Origin of the sequence: Kitasatospora sp. YST-16 (assembly GCF_026802215.1) — a bacterium.
Lineage (GTDB): Bacteria > Actinomycetota > Actinomycetes > Streptomycetales > Streptomycetaceae > Kitasatospora > Kitasatospora cineracea.
This window is the reverse complement of the sequence record NZ_CP113837.1, coordinates 1,814,275-1,833,869: the sequence shown is the minus strand read 5'-3', so window position 1 is coordinate 1,833,869 and position 19,595 is coordinate 1,814,275. Positions and strand designations below refer to the sequence as shown.

Annotated in this window: 16 protein-coding genes and 1 pseudogene; 5 read left to right on the top strand and 12 right to left on the bottom strand. The window is 76.1% G+C overall.

The window, feature by feature from the left end; translation table 11 throughout:
* Window positions 1–53 precede the first annotated feature (53 nt).
* The 4 genes from OU787_RS08320 to OU787_RS08305 all read right to left on the bottom strand — a co-directional run bounded on the left by OU787_RS08320 (window position 54) and on the right by OU787_RS08305 (window position 3,308).
* Window positions 54–635, bottom strand: a complete 582-nt coding sequence (locus tag OU787_RS08320) for a hypothetical protein (protein ID WP_268658954.1) — start codon at window positions 633–635, stop codon at window positions 54–56.
* Between the two features lie 83 nt (window positions 636–718).
* A complete protein-coding gene (locus tag OU787_RS08315) occupies window positions 719–1,216 on the bottom strand; it encodes a hypothetical protein (RefSeq protein WP_030460740.1) in 498 nt (165 codons plus the stop codon).
* Window positions 1,213–2,976 carry an alpha/beta hydrolase gene (locus OU787_RS08310; RefSeq protein WP_051817047.1) on the bottom strand — a complete coding sequence of 588 codons (1,764 nt, stop codon included), beginning with the start codon at window positions 2,974–2,976 and terminating at the stop codon, window positions 1,213–1,215. Before OU787_RS08310 ends, OU787_RS08315 begins: the two co-directional genes overlap by 4 nt.
* Before the next feature lie 2 nt (window positions 2,977–2,978).
* Complete coding sequence (locus OU787_RS08305; RefSeq protein ID WP_157852383.1) at window positions 2,979–3,308, bottom strand: type VII secretion target; 330 nt, start codon at window positions 3,306–3,308, stop codon at window positions 2,979–2,981.
* A gap of 251 nt (window positions 3,309–3,559) precedes the next feature.
* On the opposite strand from OU787_RS08305, the gene OU787_RS08300 reads away from it, so the two are divergent.
* Entirely contained in the window at window positions 3,560–4,294 is a 735-nt protein-coding gene (locus tag OU787_RS08300) for a hypothetical protein (RefSeq protein ID WP_268658953.1), read from the top strand.
* Window positions 4,295–4,332: 38 nt separating this feature from the next.
* Here the strand turns inward: OU787_RS08300 and OU787_RS08295 are convergent, their stop codons facing one another.
* A complete protein-coding gene (locus OU787_RS08295; RefSeq protein ID WP_268658952.1) occupies window positions 4,333–5,880 on the bottom strand; it encodes an MFS transporter in 1,548 nt (515 codons plus the stop codon).
* A 128-nt stretch (window positions 5,881–6,008) separates the two neighbouring features.
* On the opposite strand from OU787_RS08295, the gene OU787_RS08290 reads away from it, so the two are divergent.
* Complete coding sequence (locus tag OU787_RS08290; protein ID WP_268658951.1) at window positions 6,009–6,800, top strand: TetR/AcrR family transcriptional regulator; 792 nt, start codon at window positions 6,009–6,011, stop codon at window positions 6,798–6,800.
* Here the strand turns inward: OU787_RS08290 and OU787_RS08285 are convergent.
* The 4 genes from OU787_RS08285 to dacB form a co-directional block, all read right to left on the bottom strand.
* Window positions 6,797–8,281 carry a pyridoxal phosphate-dependent decarboxylase family protein gene (locus OU787_RS08285; RefSeq protein WP_268658950.1) on the bottom strand — a complete coding sequence of 495 codons (1,485 nt, stop codon included), beginning with the start codon at window positions 8,279–8,281 and terminating at the stop codon, window positions 6,797–6,799. The two genes, OU787_RS08290 and OU787_RS08285, sit on opposite strands and share 4 nt — an antisense overlap.
* A complete protein-coding gene (locus tag OU787_RS08280) occupies window positions 8,278–9,636 on the bottom strand; it encodes an MFS transporter (RefSeq protein WP_268658949.1) in 1,359 nt (452 codons plus the stop codon). Before OU787_RS08280 ends, OU787_RS08285 begins: the two co-directional genes overlap by 4 nt.
* Window positions 9,633–10,250 (bottom strand): TetR/AcrR family transcriptional regulator, encoded by a 618-nt coding sequence (locus OU787_RS08275; RefSeq protein ID WP_051817050.1) that lies wholly within the window; start codon window positions 10,248–10,250, stop codon window positions 9,633–9,635. The genes OU787_RS08280 and OU787_RS08275 overlap by 4 nt, the downstream gene beginning before the upstream one ends.
* 233 nt (window positions 10,251–10,483) lie before the next feature.
* On the bottom strand, window positions 10,484–12,103 hold the full coding sequence (gene dacB / locus OU787_RS08270) for a D-alanyl-D-alanine carboxypeptidase/D-alanyl-D-alanine endopeptidase (protein ID WP_268658948.1): 1,620 nt from the start codon (window positions 12,101–12,103) through the stop codon (window positions 10,484–10,486).
* A gap of 275 nt (window positions 12,104–12,378) precedes the next feature.
* On the opposite strand from dacB, the gene OU787_RS08265 reads away from it, so the two are divergent.
* Complete coding sequence (locus OU787_RS08265; RefSeq protein ID WP_030460751.1) at window positions 12,379–12,954, top strand: TetR/AcrR family transcriptional regulator; 576 nt, start codon at window positions 12,379–12,381, stop codon at window positions 12,952–12,954.
* A 214-nt stretch (window positions 12,955–13,168) separates the two neighbouring features.
* On the opposite strand, the gene OU787_RS08260 is transcribed toward OU787_RS08265, so the two are convergent.
* Together OU787_RS08260 and OU787_RS08255 are read right to left on the bottom strand one after the other, a co-directional pair.
* Window positions 13,169–13,675, bottom strand: coding sequence for an FBP domain-containing protein (locus OU787_RS08260; protein WP_268661835.1), 507 nt, complete (start codon window positions 13,673–13,675; stop codon window positions 13,169–13,171).
* Between the two features lie 319 nt (window positions 13,676–13,994).
* A pseudogene (locus OU787_RS08255) lies at window positions 13,995–16,457 on the bottom strand (MMPL family transporter); the annotation flags it as partial.
* On the opposite strand from OU787_RS08255, the gene OU787_RS08250 reads away from it, so the two are divergent.
* On the top strand, window positions 16,456–17,853 hold the full coding sequence (locus tag OU787_RS08250; RefSeq protein ID WP_268658947.1) for a sensor histidine kinase: 1,398 nt from the start codon (window positions 16,456–16,458) through the stop codon (window positions 17,851–17,853). The pseudogene OU787_RS08255 and the gene OU787_RS08250 overlap by 2 nt on opposite strands.
* Complete coding sequence (locus OU787_RS08245) at window positions 17,850–18,530, top strand: response regulator (RefSeq protein WP_268658946.1); 681 nt, start codon at window positions 17,850–17,852, stop codon at window positions 18,528–18,530. The genes OU787_RS08250 and OU787_RS08245 overlap by 4 nt, the downstream gene beginning before the upstream one ends.
* Window positions 18,531–18,660: 130 nt before the next feature.
* Here the strand turns inward: OU787_RS08245 and OU787_RS08240 are convergent, their stop codons facing one another.
* Window positions 18,661–19,383, bottom strand: coding sequence for an HAD family hydrolase (locus tag OU787_RS08240; RefSeq protein WP_268658945.1), 723 nt, complete (start codon window positions 19,381–19,383; stop codon window positions 18,661–18,663).
* Window positions 19,384–19,595: the final 212 nt, after the last annotated feature.

The following is a 19,595-nucleotide window of genomic DNA, read 5'->3' as shown; positions in this document are numbered from 1 at the left end:
CGTTTCGTCCCGCCGCCGCCCCACCGCGGCCCCAGCACGGGGGGTGCGCGGGGTCAGGACCAGGCCGGGTCCTCGAAGGACGGCATGGTGTCGGGGCCGCCGTCCTTCGCGGTGGGCAGCGGGCTCGGGGCGGGCCCGAACGGGGCGGTGGTGCGCGGGTCCTGGACCCAGGCGTCCGCCACCACCGTCACGTTGCCGGGCACGCCGATGGTGACGGTCACCCCGGTGCCGTCGGGGGCGGCGGCGCTGATCTCGTCCGCCGAACCGCCCTCGTTCAGGGTGTAGCCGCGGCCCTTCCAGTACGCCTCGACCTGGTCCAGCAGCCGGGACCGGTTGGCGTCCGAGATCCGGGTCAGCACGTACCGGCGGAGCGTCAGCTGCGCGGTGCCGTCGTTGCCGCGGGCCGCGTTCTCGTGCGGCACCGCCCGGAACGCGTCGTCGGCGTACCGCACCGCGGGGCTGAGCGCCCCGGTGGTCCCGGCCACCAGCTCCTGGAGCCGGGCCCTGGCGGTGTCCAGCGCCACCACCGTGCGGCCCGAGCCGCCAGCCGCCCCGTCACCGCCGGACGACCCGCAGCCCGCCGCGCCCAGGCCCAGCACCAGCACCGCGACGGCACCCGCCACCCGCAGCCTCATCCGACCTCCCGCTCCCCACCGATTCCGGCCCGTACGATCCCTCCGGCCCGTCCGGACCGGCCCGCCCCGCCCTGTCCCCGACCCTAGACCGACCAGAACGGGTCCTGCCGCCGGGGCATGGTGTCCATCGCCCCGTCCGGCCCGATCGGCACCGTGCTGTCGCCGCCGAACGGGTACGAGGTGTCCGGCGCGGTCAGCCCGTCGACCCGGGCCAGCAGCGTGCCGTTGCCCGCGAAGCCGATCCGGAACTCGGCCGTCCCGTGCCCGGACTTCGCCCGCAGCAGCGGCAGCACCGGGTCGTCCTCGCCGTCGACCGTCCAGCCGCGCTCCCGCCAGGCCCGGCCCAGCTGGGCGAGCAGTTCGGGGTAGCGGTGCTCGGCCACCCGGGTCAGCAGGTAGCGCCGCTTCTCCAGGTGCGCGGTGCCGTCCGGCTCGCGGGTGAACGCGTGCTCGTGGGCGACCGCGACGTACGGGCCGTCCGCCCAGACCGCGGGCGGGGTGAGCGCGGGGGGAGCGGAGTCCAGCAGCTCGTCCACCGCGGACCGCGCGGCGAGCAGCTCGCGCGCCAGGTCGTCGTTCATCGGTACTCCTGTCCGGACACCCGGTCGCCGTGGCCGGAGACGATCAAGCCCATGTTGCGCAGCGAGTGCCCGTCCCGGCCGTCGCCCTGGTTCCAGTAGTCCGAGTGCGACTCGAAGCCCAGCGGGCCGTCCGCGACGTCGAAGCGGTGCGCCCCGAACTCGCTGCTCGCCGGGTCCTGGCCGAACCACAGCTCGTGCGGGTCGTCGTGCCCGGCGATCTTGTCGCCGATGAACCCGCCGGCCACCGCGCCCAGCGGGCCGGCCAGCACCCCGCCGATGCCCGCGCCGATGCCGATGCCCTTCGCCTCGCTGTGGCTGGGCAGGTGCGAGACCGGGTCGTGCTCGGCCGCGCCCACCCACACGTGGTCGGCGCCGACGCCCAGCTGCCCGGCCTGCTGCGCGCCGGTGCCGGGCGAGCCGACCAGCACGATGTCGTCCGCGGGGATGCCGCCGGGGCGCTGCGCGGCCTGCCCGACGGTGAACGAGCCGTACGAGTGGCCCAGCGCGGTCAGGTGCGCGGGCTGGCCCTCGTGCGAGGCGCGCAGGCCCTGCAGGAAGCCCTGGTACGCCTCGCCGCCCTGCTTGGCCCGGTCCTCGCCGGCCACCGCGAACATGTCCGCGCTGATGCCCTTGACCTGCGGGGTGTCGTAGCCGAGCCAGGCGATCGAGGCGGTGGAGCGGCTCGGGTCGGTGTCGTGCGCGGCCTGCCACAGGTCGCGGGCCCGGTTGGCGTCGCCGCCCGCCATGTTCTTGACCTCGGTGTTCAGGCCCGGCACGTACGCCACCACGTCGTCCGCGGTGTCCGGGTTGCCGTACGCGATGGCGGCCCGGCCCTGGCCCTGGTCGCCGATCACCATCAGGTAGGCGGGCGGCTGCTTGCCCTGGTCGTCGCGGAGCCGGCCCTGGATGGCCTTGAAGCCCTCCAGCTTCTTCTTGTCCCAGTCGGAGAGGTCCTGACGGGAGGACAGGTCGGCGACCATCCGGTCCAGGTTGATCCGGTTGGCCTGGTCGCGGGCCGGGGTCGGCATGCCGTCGCGGTTGCCGAGCTCGGCCGGGTACTTCTGGATCAGGCGCTGCTGCTCGTCCGGCGGGAGCGACTTCCACCAGGCGTTGACCTCGGTCGGCGGGGCGTCCTTGCCGGGCATGCCCGCGCGGACCAGGTCCTCGTCGCCGCCGAACGGGTTGAGCGCGTCCAGCACGGCGCTGTTCAGGCGCATCGCGGCGGTGCCCGGGTCCAGGCCGGCGCCGGTCCGGGCGTCGTTGGTGTACTGGCGCAGGCGCTGCGCGGTGACCTGGTCGGCGTGCGCGGCCTCGGAGAGCGCGTCGGCGATCCGGTCGCGCAGCTCGGTGCCCTGCCGGGAGCGGTCGGGGGCGTCGGGGTCGTGGCGTTCGGCGGCGCTCGGCGGCGGCCAGGAGATCCCGCCGTCGTCCGAGACGGTGAAGCCGCCCGCGTCGGCGTCGGCGAGCGCGGCCCGGAGCTTGGAGCGGGCCAGCAGGAACGCCTCCGCGCCCTCCCGCAGGACGGGCGCGATCCGCGCCAACTCCAGGTGCGCGGCGGTCAGTTTGCCGGTGGTCCGGGCCAGCGACTGCTGGGCGCTGTCCGCGGCGGTGCCGCGCCAGCCGGAGTTGCGCACCCGGCCGTCCACCCCGTCCCGCCAGGTGTCGGCGTGGCCGGAGAACGCGGCGGCCAGCGAGGCGTACGCGTCGGCGGCGGTGAACAGCCGGTTCGGGTCCGCGTCGCGGAGCGTGGGGATGTCCATGGTCACCGCCCCGCCAGTCCGGTCGCCACGTCCTGCTCGGCGCGCCGGTAGTTCGCGGCGGTCTGCCGCAGGTTGCCGCCCTGCCGGTCCATCTCGGCGGAGAGGCTGTCCAGCAGCCGCTTCCACTCGTCCGTGCAGGAGTTCAACTCACTGCCGGTGGTCCAGCCGCGCAGCCCGGCCTCGGCGTCGTCCGAGGCCCCGAGCACCTGCGAAGTGCTCGGCGGCACCTGCTCGGCGACGTTCCCCGCGGTCTGCCCCGCCCCGTCCAACTCGCCGGGCTCCACCTGGAATCCGCCGCCGCTACCGCCGCTGCCGCCCGGGCCCACACTCAACACGCCATCCCCCACCACCGGTGTCGGTCCGACCACTTGAGCGCGCCATGCTAGCGAACCGGAGGCCCGAAGACCCAGCCGTTCACCACCAGTTGGTGCTCTTCCCGCAATTTCTGCACTTGGCGGGCCCTTTGCCCGGCATTTGCCATTCCGGGCAGCCCCGCCCTTTCCCGGCGGGCCGCCGGTACAGTCGGGTGGCCCGGGGATCCAGCCGCCCCCGAACCGTCGGACCGCGAACCGCAGGAGCCCGAGTGAAGCCCACCAGCACCGCCCGGCGCACCGCTCCGGCCCTCGTGCTGCTCGCCGTGCTGGCGGGCTGCTCGGCCCCGCCCCGGCACGACGGCGGACCGCCGGACCAGGTGCCCGCCGACCCGGCCGTCCAGCTGTCGGCCACCCCGTCCGCCCCTGTGTCCGCCCCGGTGTCCGCCCCGGTGTCCGCCGCGCCGTTCGATCCGGCGGCGTGGCCCACCGAGCCGGCGCCCGTGTCCGGCAGGCAGGGCCCGGTGGCCGTGGTGGTCGAGGCCGGGTACAGCGGGGAGGCGTACCTGCAACGGCTCGCCGCCACCTGGGGCGTGACGATGGAGGAACGGGCGAAGGTCGACTTCCCCGGCCGGCCCGCGGTCTGGCACCGGACCGGCCGCCGCACCGCCGACGGCTCCGCCCTCAGCATCAGCGCGACCTGGACCGAGGGCGGTGACCTCGAACTGGCCGGTTGCACGGCGGCCTTCAGCGCTCCCGGGGCGGCCGAATTCCTCGCGGACTGCGCTCGACTCGACTACCCCGGCGCCGATCCGACCGCCTCCGCGGACTGGGTGCGGGGCATGCTGCCGCGCCTGCACAGTGCCTTCGAGACGGCGAAGGGCGCCGCGGTGGACAGCCCGCTGCGGCAGTCCGGCCCGGTCGCCCTCTTGCTCCAGGAGAGCGCCGACCCGTCGCCCGGCGGGGACAACCGCACGGTCTACCTGATCGGCACCGGCCGGAAGTGACGTCTGGTCGGAACGGCCGTCCGGTCAGGCCGTCCCGGTCAGCGCCGGGCCCCGTTCGGGGGCCGGAGCGGCGGCGGGGGCGGGGGCGGGGCGCAGCAGGACGGCGACCAGGGCGGCGGTGACGGCGAGGGTCGCGGAGCCGCAGCGCAGGGCGAGGTGCAGGGCGTCGACGAACGAGGCGTCGACGGCGGCCCGGACGGGGGCGGGGGCGGGGAGGCGCCGGTGGCGGCGGCGCGGCCGGTGAGGGCGGCGACGGCGTGTGCGGCGCCGTCGGCGGGCAGGCCCAGGCGGTGCAGGGCGGTGGTGAGGTTGCCGGTCAGCCGGGCGGTCAGGACGGCGCCGAGGACGGCGATGCCGAGCACGCCGCCGAGTTCGCGCAGCGTGTTGATGGTCGCGGAGGCCATCCCGGTCTGCGCCGGGGCGACCCGGCCGAGCACCGCGATCGACACCGGGGTGAAGGTCAGGCCCATGCCGAAGCCGAGCAGCACCAGCGTCCAGGCGTACGACCAGTAGTGCGCCTGCGCCGGGTACAGCGACAGTCCGCCGAGGCCGACCGCGCACAGGGCGATGCCCAGCACCAGGGGCGGGCGGACCCCGTGACGGGTGGTCAGGCGGCCGGACAGCGGCGCGGCGAACATGATCACGCCGCTCAGCGGCAGCCCCGCGTACCCGGCGGCGGTCGGCGTCCAGCGCATCACGCCCTGCAGCATCAGCGGCAGGAAGAACATCGCGCCGAACATCCCGAAGCTCACCATCAGCCCGCTCAGCAGCGCCCCCGCCAGCACCCGGTCGCGGAACAGCCGCAGCTCCACCATCGGTTCGGCGGACCGCAGTTCGACCGCGGCGAAGAGCGCCAGCAGGACGGCCGCGGCGGCCCCGCAGCCCAGCACCCGGGTGTCCGTCCAGCCCCGGCCCGGGCCCTCGACCAGGGCGTACACCAGCGCGCCCAGTCCGCCGGCGGAGAGCAGCAGGCCGGGCAGGTCGATCCGCCGTTCGCGCGGGGCGATCTCCGGCAGCACCCGGTGGGCCAGCAGCAGGCCGACCGCCCCGACCGGGACGTTGATCCAGAACACACTGGCCCAGCCGAACGCGTCCACCATCGGGCCGCCGACCACCGGCCCGACGGACAGGCCGAGCGCCGAGACGCCCGACCACAGGCCGATCGCCCGGGCCCGTTCCCGCTCGTCGGTGAACACCTCCCGCAGGATCGCCAGGCTGCCCGGCGTCAGCAGCGCCGCCCCGACGCCCTGCAGCATCCGGGCGGCGACCAGCGCCCCGGTGCCGCCCGCGAGCGCGGCCGCGGCCGAGCCGAGCGTGAACAGCGCCAGCCCGAGCCGGAACACCCGGGTGCGGCCGTACCGGTCGCCGAGCGTGCCGCCGGTCAGCAGCAGCGCCGCGTACACCAGGCTGTAGCCCTCGGCGACCCACTGCAGGCCGCTGATGCCCGCGTCCAGGTCCCGGCCGATCCGGGGGAGGGCGATGTTGACGATGACGTTGTCCAGCATCGCCATGAACATCGTGACGCAGAGCGTGGCGAGCGCCTGCCGCTTGCGCCGGGCGTCCTTGCCGTTTCCCGCTGTCTCCACCGATCCCCCTCCGGGCACGCCGAGTACCCCCTAACGGTGTTAGGGGGCGCGATTGCGCACTCAGCATCGCCCTAACGGTGTTAGATTGCAAGCGCGAACCGTGCCCGCCGCCACCCCGAGGAGCACCCGTGGCCCCGAACCCCGCCACGCCGAACCCCGCCACCCCGTCGGACGCCGTCCTGCCGGACGCCGCCGCGCCGGACACCGACACCCCGCCGGACGCCCCCGCGCCGGACGCCCCGGCCCGCGCCCTCACCCGCGCGTGCATCGCCGCCGCCGCGCTGCGGGTCCTCGCCCGCGACGGCCTGGCCGGCCTCTCCATGCGCAAGGTCGCCGCCGAGGTCGGGGTGAAGGCCGCCTCGCTCTACTGGCACGTCCGCAACAAGGAGGAACTCCTCGACCTGCTCAACGACGCGCTCGTCGCGGGCGCCGAAATCCCGCCCCGCACCGGCGACTGGCGCGCCCAGTACCTCGAGTACGGCCGCCGCTACCGCGCCCTGCTGCTCGCCACCCGCGACGCCGCCCGGATCGTGGCCGGCCGCCTCGCCACCGGCCCGCACATCCTGGCCGTGCTGGAGGACCAGCTCGACCGGCTGCGCGGCGCCGGCTTCACCGACGCCGACGCCGCGATGGCCTCCTACCTGCTCTCCGCCTACGTGCAGGGCTTCGTCCTGCAGGAGCAGTCCCCGCTCTCCGCCGCCGAGGCGGCCGGCGCCACCCGCGGCGAGGTCGCCCGCGCCGCCGGGGAGGTCTTCCGCACCCTGCCCGCCGAGACCCACCCCAACCTGGTCGCCCTCGCCGCCGACCTCACCGACCCGGACATGGACGCCCGCTTCGAGTTCGGCCTGCACCGCCTCGCCGACGGCCTCGCCACCCTGCTCCCGACGCCCCGTCAGACGCCCGGCCAAGAGCCCCGCTAGCCGCCCGGCGCGTCCAGGTACGGGCTGTACAGCGCCGACAGGAAGCGGGTGGCGAGCCGGTCGCGCAGCTGCGGGGGCAGGCCGTCGAGCAGGCGGTTGACGCCCGCCATCCGGGTGCCGGCGCCGGGGGAGAGGTCGAGGCCGGCCGCCGGGAGCAGGGCGGCGAAGGACGCGTCGTCCAGGGCGGTGAAGTCGAGCTGCCCGAGCAGGGCGAGGAGCTCGGCGGGCGGGGCGACCGGCCCGCGGGCGCGGACCGCGGCGACGCTGTCGCGCAGCACCGCGAGCAGCCCGTCGACGCCCTCCCCGCTGACGCCGGTGAGCGTGACGTGCAGGCTGGCGGGCAGCCCGTCGACGCTCAGCTGCGGCTGCAGGAAGAAGCCGCGCCCGCGCGACTCGTCCGCCAACTCCCAGAGGTCCAGCGGGTGTTCGCCCGGAGCGGGATCGGTGCCGATCGCCACCAGCGTGGCGTCCGGCGTGCCGAGCACCCGCAGCCCGTCGATCGCGCCGACGCCCGCGACCAGCCGCCGGGTCGCGTCCAGCGCCGCGCGCCCCAACTCCCGGTAGCCGTCCGCCCCGAGGGCCTGCAGGGTGGCCCAGGCGCCGGCCAGCGGGCCGGCGCCCTTGCTGCTCTGCACGGTGGAGTTGACCACCGGGTAGCCGGGCCACTGCGCGCAGGCGAAGTACGCGGCCAGCCGCAGCGCCTGGTCGCGGAAGAGCAGCACCGACGCCCCCTTGGGCGCGTACCCGAACTTGTGCAGGTCGCAGGAGAGCGAGGTGACGCCGGGCACCGACAGGTCGAACGGCGGCACCTCGGCCCCGGCCTCGGCCAGCCAGGGCAGCAGCCAGCCGCCCACGCAGGCGTCCACGTGGCAGGGCAGCCCGCGTTCGGCCGCCGCCGCGGCGATCGCCGCGACCGGGTCGACCACGCCGTGCGCGTACGAGGGCGCGGAGGCCACCACCAGCACCGTCCGTTCGGTGCAGGCCGCGGCCATCGCCTCGGGGACGGCCCGGAAGGTCTCCGGGTCGACCGGCACCGCGACGACCTTCACCCTCAGGTACGCCCCGGCCTTGAAGAACGCGGCGTGCGCCGTCGCGGGCACCACGATCTCCGGCTCGGCGACCTCCGGCCGGGCGTCCCGGGCGGCCTTGACCGCGAGCAGGATCGACTCGGTGCCGCCGCTGGTGAAGATGCCGGGGGTGCGCTCGTCCCCGCCGAGCCGGGCGGCGACCGCGCCGACCACCTGCCGCTCCAGCGCGACGATGCTCGGGAAGGCCGTCGGGTCCAGCCCGTTGACCTCCAGCATGGCCAGGTACGCGCCCTCCGCGGCGGCCCGCACCCCGGGCCGCCCGGCGTCGTAGGTGTACGCGGTGGTGCGCCCGCCCCGGGTGGGCAGGTCGGCGGCGGTGAGCGCGCGCAGCTCGGCGAGCAGCTCCTCGGCGGGGCGCCCGGAATCCGGGAGCCCGAACTGACGGTCCGTCATGAAACCTCTCCAGCAAGCGAGTCGACGACAACGGCGGGGGCGGCCGCGCGGCGGCGCCCGTACGCGCGCAGGGCGGGCAGCGAGGCCAGCATCAGCAGCGCCGGGACGAGGCTGAAGCCGAGCAGCACGCCCGCCCGGGCGGCCGGGGTCTGCGCGACCGGGTGGTCGGTGGTGGAGGAGGCGAACCCGGCGGCGGCCAGCGCCAGCGAGAACAGCCCCGGACCGGCGGCCAGGCCCGCCGTCTCCCCGGCCGTCCACAGCCCGGTGAACGCCCCGGACTGCAGCCGCCCGGTGCGCGCCGCGTCCGCGTGCACGGTGTCCGGCAGCAGCGACAGCGGCAGCACCTGCAGCGCCGCGTACGCCACGCCCAGCACCGCGCACAGCGCCAGCACCGCGCCGACGCGCACCGCGCCCGCCCCGGCGGCCGGCCACAGCGCGGCCGAGGCCGGCACGAACAGCGCGGTCGCCGCGGTCAGGCAGCGCAGCCGCCCCCACCGGGCGGCGGCCCGGCCCCACAGCGGGACGGCGACCGCGCTCGGCGCGACCAGGCAGACGAACAGCACCGAGGTCAGCCCGTAGCCGCCCAGCCAGTACGTGGCGGTGTAGGGGGCGGCCGCCAGCATGATCGCCACTGCGGCGGCCTGCAGCACGAACGCGCCCAGCAACGCGAAGAACGCCCGGTTCCCGCGCGCGGTGCGCAGCGCGGCCCGCAGCCCCAGCGGCTCCGGCCCGGGCCGGGCGGGCACCCGGCGGGCGCCCAGCGCCGGCACCAGCAGCGTCGCCAGCAGCAGGACGGCGACCACGGCGCCCATCACCGCGTACCCGCGCCGCCCGTCCCCGGCCAGCGACACCACGGCGGGGGCGAGCCCGCCCGCGACCAGGATGCCGACGGTCAGGCAGACGATCCGCCACACCATGATCCGGGTGCGCACCTCGGGCCGGTCCGACATCTCCGCGGGCAGCGCCACGTACGGGACCTGGAACAGCGCGAACGCGCTGGAGGCGAGCACGAAGGTGACCGCGACCCAGGCGGCGGCGCCGGAACCGGTCAGCGGCGAGAGGAACATCGCGGCGAACGCGACGGGCAGCGCCAGCGCCCCGGCCAGCAGGATCCGGGTGCGGCGGCCGGTGCGCAGCGCCTCCCGGTCGCTGGCCGCGCCGACGGTCGGGTTGAACAGCGCGTCCCACGCCTTGGGCAGCGCCACCACCAGGCCCGCGACCCCGGCGGGCACGCCCAGCGCGTCGGTCATGAAGTACAGCAGCAGCAGGCCGGGGACGGTCGAGTGGATGCCCGTCCCGACCGAGCCGATCGCGTACCCGGCCAGCTGCCGTCTTCCGATCTCCCCGCCGCTCACCGCCCGCCCCCGATCCCCAGCTCGCGCAGCACCAGTCCGTGCAGGTGCTCCCGGAACCGCGGCACCTGGGCGCGGATCATCGACCGGCAGAAGCCGTGCACCGTCCACAGCACCGTCCACACCGCCAACTCGGCGCGCTCCGGCGGGACTTCCGGCAGCGCGGCGGCCAGCGCGTCGCGCACCGACTCCAGCAGCGGGCGGGTGTACTCCTCCTCCAGCCCGGCGAACTCGGCGGCGTCCGCCAGCCAGCGCCGCATCCACAGCGCGGGGACGTCCGGCCGCTCCAGGCAGAAGTCCAGGTACCGGTCCGCGAACCCGACCGCCGCCCCCGCCGGGTCCGCCCCCGCCCGCGCCCCGAACTCCCGCAGCGCCCCGGCCACCGCCGCCCGCTCCGCCTCGTGCGCCCGCCGCATCACCTCGCGGTACAGGTCGGCCTTCCCGCCCACGTGGTACGCGACCGTGGCCACGTTCAACCCCGCGGCCCCGGCGATCATCCGGGTGGTCGTCCCGTCGTACCCGCGCTCCGCGAACAGCGCGGTCGCCGCCGCGACGATCCGCTCCCGGCTCAGCTCGGCCTGGTTCTGCGCCGCACCCGGCGCCGATGGCTCGGTCATGGCGGGGAGCGTACGCGCGCCGCTTGTCATCAATCAACTGTTTGATTGATGACAGTTGCGTGACATCCGCAGCGGTTCGAACCCATCACCTGAGAACGCCGACAGGCCCGCGACCGTCGACGGGCCCGCGACCGCCGACGGGTCCGCGAACGCCGACAGGCCCGCGACCGTCGACGGGCCCCGCCGCGCAGTGCGGCGGGGCCCGGACGGGGAGCGGGGGACCGAGCGAGGGGTCAGCAGTGCGCGACGGCCTCGCAGTCCTCCCAGCGGGTGCCGGTGTAGGTGTCCCGGCCGTCGCCCGAGGTCGGGGCGGTCAGCGACTTGACCCGCTGCTGGGCGGTGCCGGCGGGCGCCGCGGCGGGGCCGGTGGCGAGGCGGACGGCGATCGCGTCCAGGAGCGGGCGGGGGCTGGTGCCGGCGAAGTCGTTGACCATCACGGCGAAGACCAGCCGGCGCCCGTCGGGGGCGGTGGCGTAGCCGATCAGGTTGTCGACGCCGCCCATCGAGCCGCTCTTGGCGTGCACGTTGTTCTCGGCCTTGGTGCCGCGCATCCGGGCGGCCAGCGTGCCGCCGACCATCCGCTGCGGGTTGCCGGCCACCGGCAGCGCGTTGTACCAGGCGTCGAACCAGGGCTTGCCCTGGACGATCCGGAGCAGGTCGGCCATCTTGGCCGGGGTGATCAGGTCGTAGCGCGACAGGCCGGAGCCGTCGACCTGCCGCCCGGCCGGGGTGCTCAGCCCGTTGGCCTTGAGGAACGCCTGGACCTGGTTGACGCCGGTCGCCCAGTCGCCGCGGCCGCCCTTGACCTTGCCGATCTCCTTGGTCAGGTGCTCGGCGATGCCGTTGTTGCTGATCTTCAGCATCGGGACGATCAGCTCGGCGAGGGTCTGCGACTGGTGCGACACCAGCGGCTGCGAGCTCTCCCGGCCGGTCGCCGCCTGCACGTCGCCGCGCACCACCTGCACGCCGTGCCGGGCCAGCGCGCCCGCGAACACCCGGCCCGCGTAGGTGGACGGGTCCTCGACGGTCACCCAGGAGGTCACCGGCGCGGCCCCGGCCGCGATGCTGCCGGACAGCGCCAGCTCGTTGCTGCCGCGCTTGCGGTCCACGCCGACGGACGAGCCGCTGCCCGCCGCCCCGGTGGCCACCGATCCGGTGAACGCCATCGGCGCCTCGGCCGGGTTCAGGGTGACCTTCGCGGCCTCCCCGGCCGCCCCCGGGGCCACCGTGACCTGCACGGTGTCCATCATGTACTCGGAGTCGTTGGCGACCGTCAGCCCGGAGATCTGCGGGCTGTACGAGTACGGCTCGTCGTCCCAGGCCCAGCCGGGGCCGAGCGGGGTGGAGTCGTAGCGGCTGCCGTCGGCCAGCACCCGGCCGGTGACGGTGGTGACCCCGGACGCCGCGACCTGGGTGGCCAGGTCGTCGAGGTCCTTCACCAGCAGGCTGGGGTCGCCGCCGCCGCGCAGCACCAGGTCGCCGACCAGGGTGGAGCCGTACCGGGTGCCGGTGGTGCGCACCTCGGTGCTGAACCGGTAGTCCGCGCCGAGCAGGTCGAGCGCGGCGGTGGAGGTCACCGTCTTCATGGTGGACGCCGGGGTGAGCAGCGCCTGCGGCTGGTGCGCGTACAGCACCTGGCCGGTGGCGGCGTCCAGCACCTCGACGCCGGTCTGGGCGTTGGCCAGCCGGGAGTCGGCCAGCAGCGCGTTCAGGTCGGCGGTCAGCGCGGCGTCGGCCGGGGTCGGGTCATCGGCCTGGGCGGAGCCGGCGAGCAGGGAGGCGGCCAGCACCGCGGCGGCGGCCAGCGGCACGCTGCGGCGGTAGAGGCGGTGGCGGGGCGGACGTCCGGGCAAGGCTGCTCCAGGGTGCGGGTCGGCCGGGGTGCGCGCGTCACCCACGCCCCCGTTTTGCCATGGACATTACCATTTGAGGGGGTATCAGCTGATCTTCCCGAACGCCCGCCCCGACGGCCCCGCCCCGGACCCCGCCCCGGCGGCCCACCCCCTACACACGCACCGGAGCGGCAAAAGGTCGCACCCGCGCCCCGGATAAACTGACCGCCCGCTCGAAGGGCCCCCCGGGGGCTCCCCGCTCGGCCCCCCGCGGGGCTCCCCACCGGACGAGGAACATGGCTGCGCACGCTGGGCTGACGGTCGAACGCATCACCCGCGCCGCCGCCGAACTCGCCGACCGGGTCGGCATCGAGAAGGTCACCGTCTCCGCGCTGGCCCGGCAGTTCGGGGTGAAGGACGCCAGCTTCTACTCGCACGTCAAGAACCTCCAGGAGATCCGGGTCCGGGTCGCCCTGCTGGCCTCCGACGAGCTGAACCAGGCCCTCGCCGCCGCCATCGCCGGCCGCTCCGGCGGCGAGGCGCTCACCGCCTTCGCGGACGCCTACCGGGACTACGCGCTGGCCCACCCCGGCCGCTACGCCGCCACCCAACTGCCGCTCGACCCGGCCGAGTTCACCGACACTGCGGTGTTCGCCCGGAGCGTCGAACTGACCTACGCGGTGATGCGCCACTACCGCCTCGCCGAGCCCGACCTGACCGACGCCGCCCGCCTGCTGCGCAGCACCTTCCACGGCTTCATCGGCATCGAGAGCGCCGGCGGCTTCAACCACCCCCGCGCCGCCGCCGACTCCTGGCGGCGCATCACCACCGGCCTCCACCACCTGCTGGCGAACTGGCCCCCGGCCCCCTGAGCGGCCGCTCCCCTGGACCCCCGGCGCCCTGAGCGGCCGCTCCCCGCCGCCCCGGCGCCTTCCGGTCCTCAGTGCGGGGAGCGCCCCCAGCCCGAGCACCAGCGCCGCCCGCACCAGCGCGACCCGCACCACCGCCCGTCGACGGGCGCCCGCACCGGCGGACCACCCGTCCCCGTCCCCGCCCTCGTTCCCGTTCCCACCCCCGCCTCCGCGCTCACGGCCGCAGCACCCGTTCCAGGAACGCCGCCAGGTTGCCCCTGGCCCGGGCGACCTTCTCCTCGGTGCTCAGGCTCTCCCGCATCCGCACCCCGCCCGCCGAGGCCCGCCGGCGCCCCCGCACGTACAGCGAGCAGGCCAGGTCGCCGCAGAAGTACTCGCCCGCCGAGGCGTACTCGTCCCCGGACGCCCGCCCGGCCTTGCGCGCCGTCAGCAGCGCCACCCCGGACGCGGCGTGCACCGTCCGGCAGATCGAGCACATCGCCCCCTGCCGCGCCCCCGCCCCCGCCCGCTGCGCCCGCCGCAGCGCGACCCCCACCGGCCGCCCCTCGTGCTCGGCCACCAGGTACCCCCGGTCGGGAGCGCCCGGATCCCGCCACCCGAGGAAGTCCAGTTCCTCCCACGGCAGTTCGGCCAGCCCGCGGGGCAGCGCGAGCCGTCCGGCCTCGCCCTTGGTGCAGTTGACGAACGATGCCCGGATCGCCGGTTCGGTCAGTTCCCGCATGGTTCCCGTCCTCGCCTCCACTCGCGCCTAGGACATCTAGGCTAAAGCCAAGATAGCCTAGGCAGCAGACCGGGCCAAGCCGGTTTCCCGCCCGCCCCTGCACGCCCCAGCCCACCCCGGAAGCGCCCGAAGCCGCCGCCGGGGCCGGACCGCCGGTGGAAGCCCCCGGCGGTCCGGCCCCGGCGGTCCGGCCCTGGCAGTCGGTCGGGCGGTCAGGACATCGGAACCCGCTCCGGCAGCGCCGCTGCCGAAGCCCCCGACCGCCCTCCCGACCGCCCTCCCGACCGTCCTCCCGGCCCGCCGTCAGCCGCAGCGGCCACCACAGCGCGCGGCCGAGCAGCGCGGCCACCGCCGGGACCACCACCAGCGACAGCAGCAGCGCGGAGAGCAGGATCCCGAGCGTCAGCGCGAAGGCGTCCTGCTCGTTGCCCGGCGTGGTGGCCAGGCTGGCGAACGAACCGCCCAGCACCAGTCCGGCGGTGGCGACGGCGGGCGCGGTGTGCCGCACGGCGCGGGCCACGGCGGCCCGGGCCGGGCCGGGGCGGTGCATCTCCTCGCGGATCCGGTCGGCGATCAGGATGTTGTAGTCGGTGCCGAGCGCCACCACGAACAGGAACAGCAGCAGCGGCAGGGTGAAGGCCACGCCGGGCCGGTCCAGCAGGTGCTGGAACACCAGGACGGAGCTGCCGAGGGTGGCGGCGAACCCCAGCCCGACCGAGAGCAGCAGCGCCACCGGGGCGAGCAGGCTGCGCAGGAGCAGCAGCAGGATCAGCGCGATCAGCCCCGCCGCGACCGGGAACACCACCCGCAGGTCGTGGTCGACCACGTCCGCCACGTCGGCGTACACCGCCGAGGTGCCGCCGACGTGGGCGTGCGTCCCGGCGGGGGAGTGGGCGGCGACGGCGGCCCGCAGCGGGCCGGAGACCAGGGCCCGGGCCTGCTCGCTCTGCGGGTCGGCGACGGGGTAGACGTCGATCCGGACGGCCTTGCGGTCCGGGCTGCCCACCGGGTCGGCGACCTGCCCGACGCCCGCGACCTTGCCGAGTTCCCGGGCCAGCCCGGCGAAGGCGGCCGGGTCGACGGCGCCGCCCCCGTCGGCGGTGGCGTACACGGTGGCCGGGTCGGCCGCCCCGGCCGGGAGCGAGCGGGAGATCTCGGCGGCGGTGGCGGCCGAGGGCGTCTTCGAGGGGCCGCCGAGGCCGTAGTCCATCCGCATCCCGACCAGGCCCGCGGCCAGCGCGCCGAGCAGCGCGACGGACGCCAGCAGCGCGGCCGCGGGACGGCGGGCCACCAGCTCGCCGAGGCGGGCGGCGACGCCCGGGCGCGGCTCCCGGCGCAGCGTGCGCGAGGGCCAGAACATGCCCCGCCCGCAGGCGGCGAGCAGCGCCGGCATCAGGGTCAGGCTGCCCAGCAGCATCACCAGCACGGCGACGGCGATCGCCGGGCCGAGCGAGCGGAACAGGCCGAACCCGGCCACGCCCAGGGTGGCGAACGCGGCGACGATGGTCAGCGCGGCCGAGGTGATCGCCGTGCCGACCCGGCCGGACACCTCGGCGGCGACCTGGCGGGCGGGCGCGTCCGGACGGGCCCGCAGCACCTCGCGGTACCGGAACAGCAGGAACAGCAGGTAGTCGACGCCGATGCCGAGCAGCACCACCGAGATCAGGCCGGGGGTGGAGGCGTCCAGCCGCAGGCCGGTGAGCTCGGCCAGGCCCGCGACCGCGCCGCCCGCCGCACCGCCGACCAGCGCCACCGCGAGCAGCGGCAGCACGGCGGCCAGCACGCTGCGGAACACCAGCACGTTGAGCAGCACGATCAGGCCCACCACCAGGATGCCGCCGACGGTCGCCAGGGTCCGGTTCGCGTCGTTGCTGTCCGCAACCTCGGCCACGCCGCCGGTGAAGCCGGTGCGCATCCCGGCCTCGGCGAACCGCTCCCGGGCGGTGTCCCGGAACGTCCGGTAGACGTCCTGCACGCCCTCGTCGGCGACGCTGCCGGCCAGTTCGACGGCCAGCAGTTCGAAGCCGCCGTCCGGGGCGACCATCGCGGGCGCCACCTTCGGGGTCTGCGAGCGGTCGGTCACCAGGAAGGACGGGTCGTCGGCCTTGCGCGGCATCACCACCCGCTGCCGTCCGAGCCGGTCCGCCTCGGCGTCGATCCGCCGCCGGTCGGCGTCCGTGAGCGGGGCGCCGTCGGCGCGGGCCACCAGCACCGTGACGGTGGTGGCGTCGGGCCGCAGCCCGAAGTGGTCCTCGGCGATCCGCAGCGCCGCCGCCGAGTCGTAGCGGGCGGGCAGGAAGTCCGCGGTGTTGCTCCCGGTGACCTTGGCGAACAGCACCGGCGCCACCCCGGTCAGCGCCACCCCGAGGACCGCCCACACGGCGATCACCTTCCAGGCGTGTCTGGTGGAGAATCCGGTCAGTGCGCGGATCACGGTCGCCCTCCGTCTGCGTTGCTGCTGGTCGGACGACGGTCGCCGTCCGATGAACAGCCCATCAGTCCGGGTGCCCCCGGGGCGTCGGGGCGACGGACGATCCGCACCGGGGCCCGCGGGCCCGCACCGCCCCCGCACCCGGGACCTGGCTCCCAGGACCGCTCGCCCCCGGAGACGACGTCCGCCCCGCCGGGCCGGTGCCAGAATGGAGCATCGGGGCTGGTCAGCGGCAGCGCGGCCCGGAACGAGGCCCAGAACGCGGCCCGGAACGAGGCTCAGAACGCGGCCCGGAGCGAGGCCCGGAACGCGACACGAGCGGGACACCGGCGGAACACGGGGGACGGACATGGGACGACCGCAGCAGCACCCGGACACCGCGGCGGCGCCGGACGGCGCGCCGTGGACCCACACCGACGCCCTGGTCGCCGTGGCCGCGGGCCTGTTCGATGCGCTCGGCGCGCTGCTGTTCGCCGCGCTGGACGGCAACCGGGGGCCGGGCCTGCCCGGCTTCCTGCTCGCGCTGCTGGCCGCCCTGCCGCTGCTGTTCCGGCGCGACCGCCCGGTACCGGCGTTCGCCGCGGTACTGGCGCTCGGCGTCGCCGCCGACCTGGCCAGGTCGGGAGCCCCGCACTTCGGGGCGGTCCTGGTGGTCGCGCTGTACTCGGTGGCCCGGGCGAGCACCTTCGCCACGACCGCCGCGGCCGCCCTGGCCGCCTCGGTGACGACCGTCCTCGGCCAGAGCCACTTCCGGACGCCGACCCTGGCCGCGGTGCTGTCCGCCCCGTGCTCCGCGCTGCTGGTGGCCGGGGCCGGCCTCGCGGTCGCCCGCTGGCAGCGCGAGGTGACGGCCAACCGGCAGCTGCTCGCCGACCGCGCGGTGGCCGAGGAACGCCGCCGGATCGCCCGGGAGCTGCACGACGTCGTCGCCCACCACATCACCACCATGCAGCTGATGGCCGGCGGCGCCCGCGCCAACCTCGCCGACCCCGAGGTGGTCCGGGACGCCCTGGTCACGCTGGAGTCCTCCGGCCGCCTCGCGCTGCGCGAGATGCGCCAACTCCTCGACGTGCTGCGGGCCGGCGACGAACCGGACGCCGTCCCGCCCGCCCCGCAGCCCGGCACCGACGACCTGCCCCGCCTGCTGGAGGAGTCCCGCCGGGCCGGCCTGCCCGCCGACCTCACCGTGCACGGCGAGGTCCGCCCGCTGCCGCCCGCCCTCGGCCTGGCGGTGTTCCGGATCGTCCAGGAAGCCCTGACCAACACCCGCAAGCACGCCGGCCCGACCCGCGCCACCGTCCGCCTGACCTACGCCCCGGACCTGCTCACCGTGCACGTCCGCGACCACGGCCCCGGCGCAGGCGCCGGCCCCGGCTCCGGTTTCGCCCGCTCCTCGACCGAGCCCAGCGGCCACGGCCTGATCGGCATGCGCGAACGCGCCGCCCTCCACGGCGGCACCCTCACCGCCACCCCCCACCCCGACGGCGGCTTCGCCGTCCACGCCGAACTGCCGCTCCCCGCCGAGGAACTGACCGACGAGTCCGACGAACTCCCGCCCCCCGTCGGCGATCCCGCCTCCCCCTCCCCCTCCACCGAACCACCCTCCCTCGCCGGTGAGTTCGCCTCTCGGCCCGCCGAACCCGCCCGCGCTGCCCGCCCTGACCGCGAGTTCGCCGAGCCGACCTCCGCCGAGCCGGTCTTCGCCATCCGCGAGTCCGCCGTGCTCCCCGCGGAGGCCCGCCGATGACCCCGATCCGGATCCTGGTCGCCGACGACCAGCCGCTGGTGCGCCGCGGGCTCTGCCTCATCCTCTCGCCCGACCCGGCCTTCGAGGTGGTCGGCGAGGCCGAGAACGGCGCCGCCGCGGTCGAACTCGCCCGCCGGCTGCGCCCCGACGTGGTGGTGATGGACATCCGGATGCCGGTCCTCGACGGCGTCGACGCGACCCGCGAACTCGCCCGAACGGTCCCCGACTGCCGGGTCCTCGCGCTCAGCACCTTCGACCTCGACGAGTACGTGGTCGCCGCGCTCCGGGCCGGCGCCTGTGGCTTCCTCCCCAAGGACGTCTCGCCGGAGGAGCTCGCCGCCGCGATCCGCACCGTCCACACCGGCGAGGCGGTGGTCGCGCCGCGCCTGCTCACCCGTCTGATCTCCACCTACGTCCGCACCACCGCCCCGCAGGCTCCCGCCGCCCCGCGTCCGGTCGCGGCCGAGCTGACCCCCCGGGAGACCGAGGTGTGGCGCCTGATCGCCACCGGCCTCGACAACGACGCCATCGCCGCCGCCCTCGACCTCAGCCGTTCCACCGTCAAGAACCACATCACCTCGCTCTTCGCGAAGCTCGACGTCCGGGACCGGGCCCAGGCCGTCATCGCCGCCTACGAGTCCGGCCTGGTCGCGGCGGGGTTCCCGGGCAGCGGGTGAGCGGTGCGCTGCTGTCATCCAACTCCTCGGCGGCACCCTGGTACTGCTCGGCCTCGGCACCCGCACCACCGCCGCCCCCCGCCCCCGCCCCGGCCACCACCTGACCGGGGCACCGCCTACCGCCCGCCGCCTACCGCTCCTCGACCCCGTCGAATCCGTCGAACCCGTCGAGCAGCGCGGGCAACTCGGCCACGCTGTCCAGCACATGGGTGTGCGGGACGGTCGCGAAGTCGGCGTCGCCATGGGTGCCGGTGCGGACCGCGGCGGCGACCCGGGCGCCGGCCCGGTGGGCGGCGAGCAGGTCGCTGGTGGTGTCGCCGACCGCGGCGAGCCGGTGCACGGACTCGGCGCGGGTGCGCAGCAGGGCGGTCAGCAGCAGGTCGGGGGCCGGGCGGCCGCGTCCCGCGTCGGCGGGGGAGAGGGCCAGGGTGACCAGGCCGTCCCAGCCGAGCGCGCGCAGCAGCCGGTCGCGGGTGGCGGGGGAGAAGCCGGTGGTGAGCACCACGTCGCGGCCGGCCGAACGGAGCCGCTCGATCGCGTCGGCGGCGCCCGGGATCTCGCGGACGCCCGCGCTGTCGACCGTCTCGTCGTACGCGGCCTCGAAGGCCAGGTTGGCGCGTTCGGCCCGGGCCTCGTCGCCCCCGGTGAGGTGGCGGAACACCTCGATCTTCGAACGCCCCATGGTGTCGAGCGCGTAGCGGACGGCCTCGGCGTGCCCGTCCGAACCGGCGGGGAGGCCGATGGCCGCCAGCGCCCGGTGGAAGGCCGCGAGGACGGCGCCGCCGTCCTCGACGGTGGTGCCGGCCATGTCGAGGCAGACCAGCTGGATCGCGGGGCGGGATGCGGTGGTCATGAGGTGTCCTGTTCCTGGAACGGGGGTCGGTGGGGTGGAGGAAAAAGGGGTACGGCTGCGGTACTTGTCCGGACAAGACGCCGGACGTTCACCCGGAGTACCGCCGGGAGTGGGGATGGCGACGCGGGGAGGACGGCCTTTCCGCAGCTCACCCGAGTGGCGCAACCTGTCATGACAGGGGCCCGGTCTGCGGCGGACCGGCCACCTGTAGG

Excerpts from the sequence above, each read along its gene's own strand:
- OU787_RS08315 (WP_030460740.1), bottom strand. The coding sequence starts at position 1,216 with ATGAACGACGACCTGGCGCGCGAGCTGCTCGCCGCGCGGTCCGCGGTG.
- OU787_RS08240 (WP_268658945.1), bottom strand. The coding sequence starts at position 19,383 with ATGACCACCGCATCCCGCCCCGCGATCCAGCTGGTCTGCCTCGACATG.
- OU787_RS08275 (WP_051817050.1), bottom strand. The coding sequence starts at position 10,250 with ATGACCGAGCCATCGGCGCCGGGTGCGGCGCAGAACCAGGCCGAGCTG.
- OU787_RS08250 (WP_268658947.1), top strand. The coding sequence starts at position 16,456 with ATGGGACGACCGCAGCAGCACCCGGACACCGCGGCGGCGCCGGACGGC.
- OU787_RS08320 (WP_268658954.1), bottom strand. The coding sequence starts at position 635 with ATGAGGCTGCGGGTGGCGGGTGCCGTCGCGGTGCTGGTGCTGGGCCTG.
- OU787_RS08285 (WP_268658950.1), bottom strand. The coding sequence starts at position 8,281 with ATGACGGACCGTCAGTTCGGGCTCCCGGATTCCGGGCGCCCCGCCGAG.
- OU787_RS08245 (WP_268658946.1), top strand. The coding sequence starts at position 17,850 with ATGACCCCGATCCGGATCCTGGTCGCCGACGACCAGCCGCTGGTGCGC.
- OU787_RS08265 (WP_030460751.1), top strand. The coding sequence starts at position 12,379 with ATGGCTGCGCACGCTGGGCTGACGGTCGAACGCATCACCCGCGCCGCC.
- OU787_RS08260 (WP_268661835.1), bottom strand. The coding sequence starts at position 13,675 with ATGCGGGAACTGACCGAACCGGCGATCCGGGCATCGTTCGTCAACTGC.
- OU787_RS08310 (WP_051817047.1), bottom strand. The coding sequence starts at position 2,976 with ATGGACATCCCCACGCTCCGCGACGCGGACCCGAACCGGCTGTTCACC.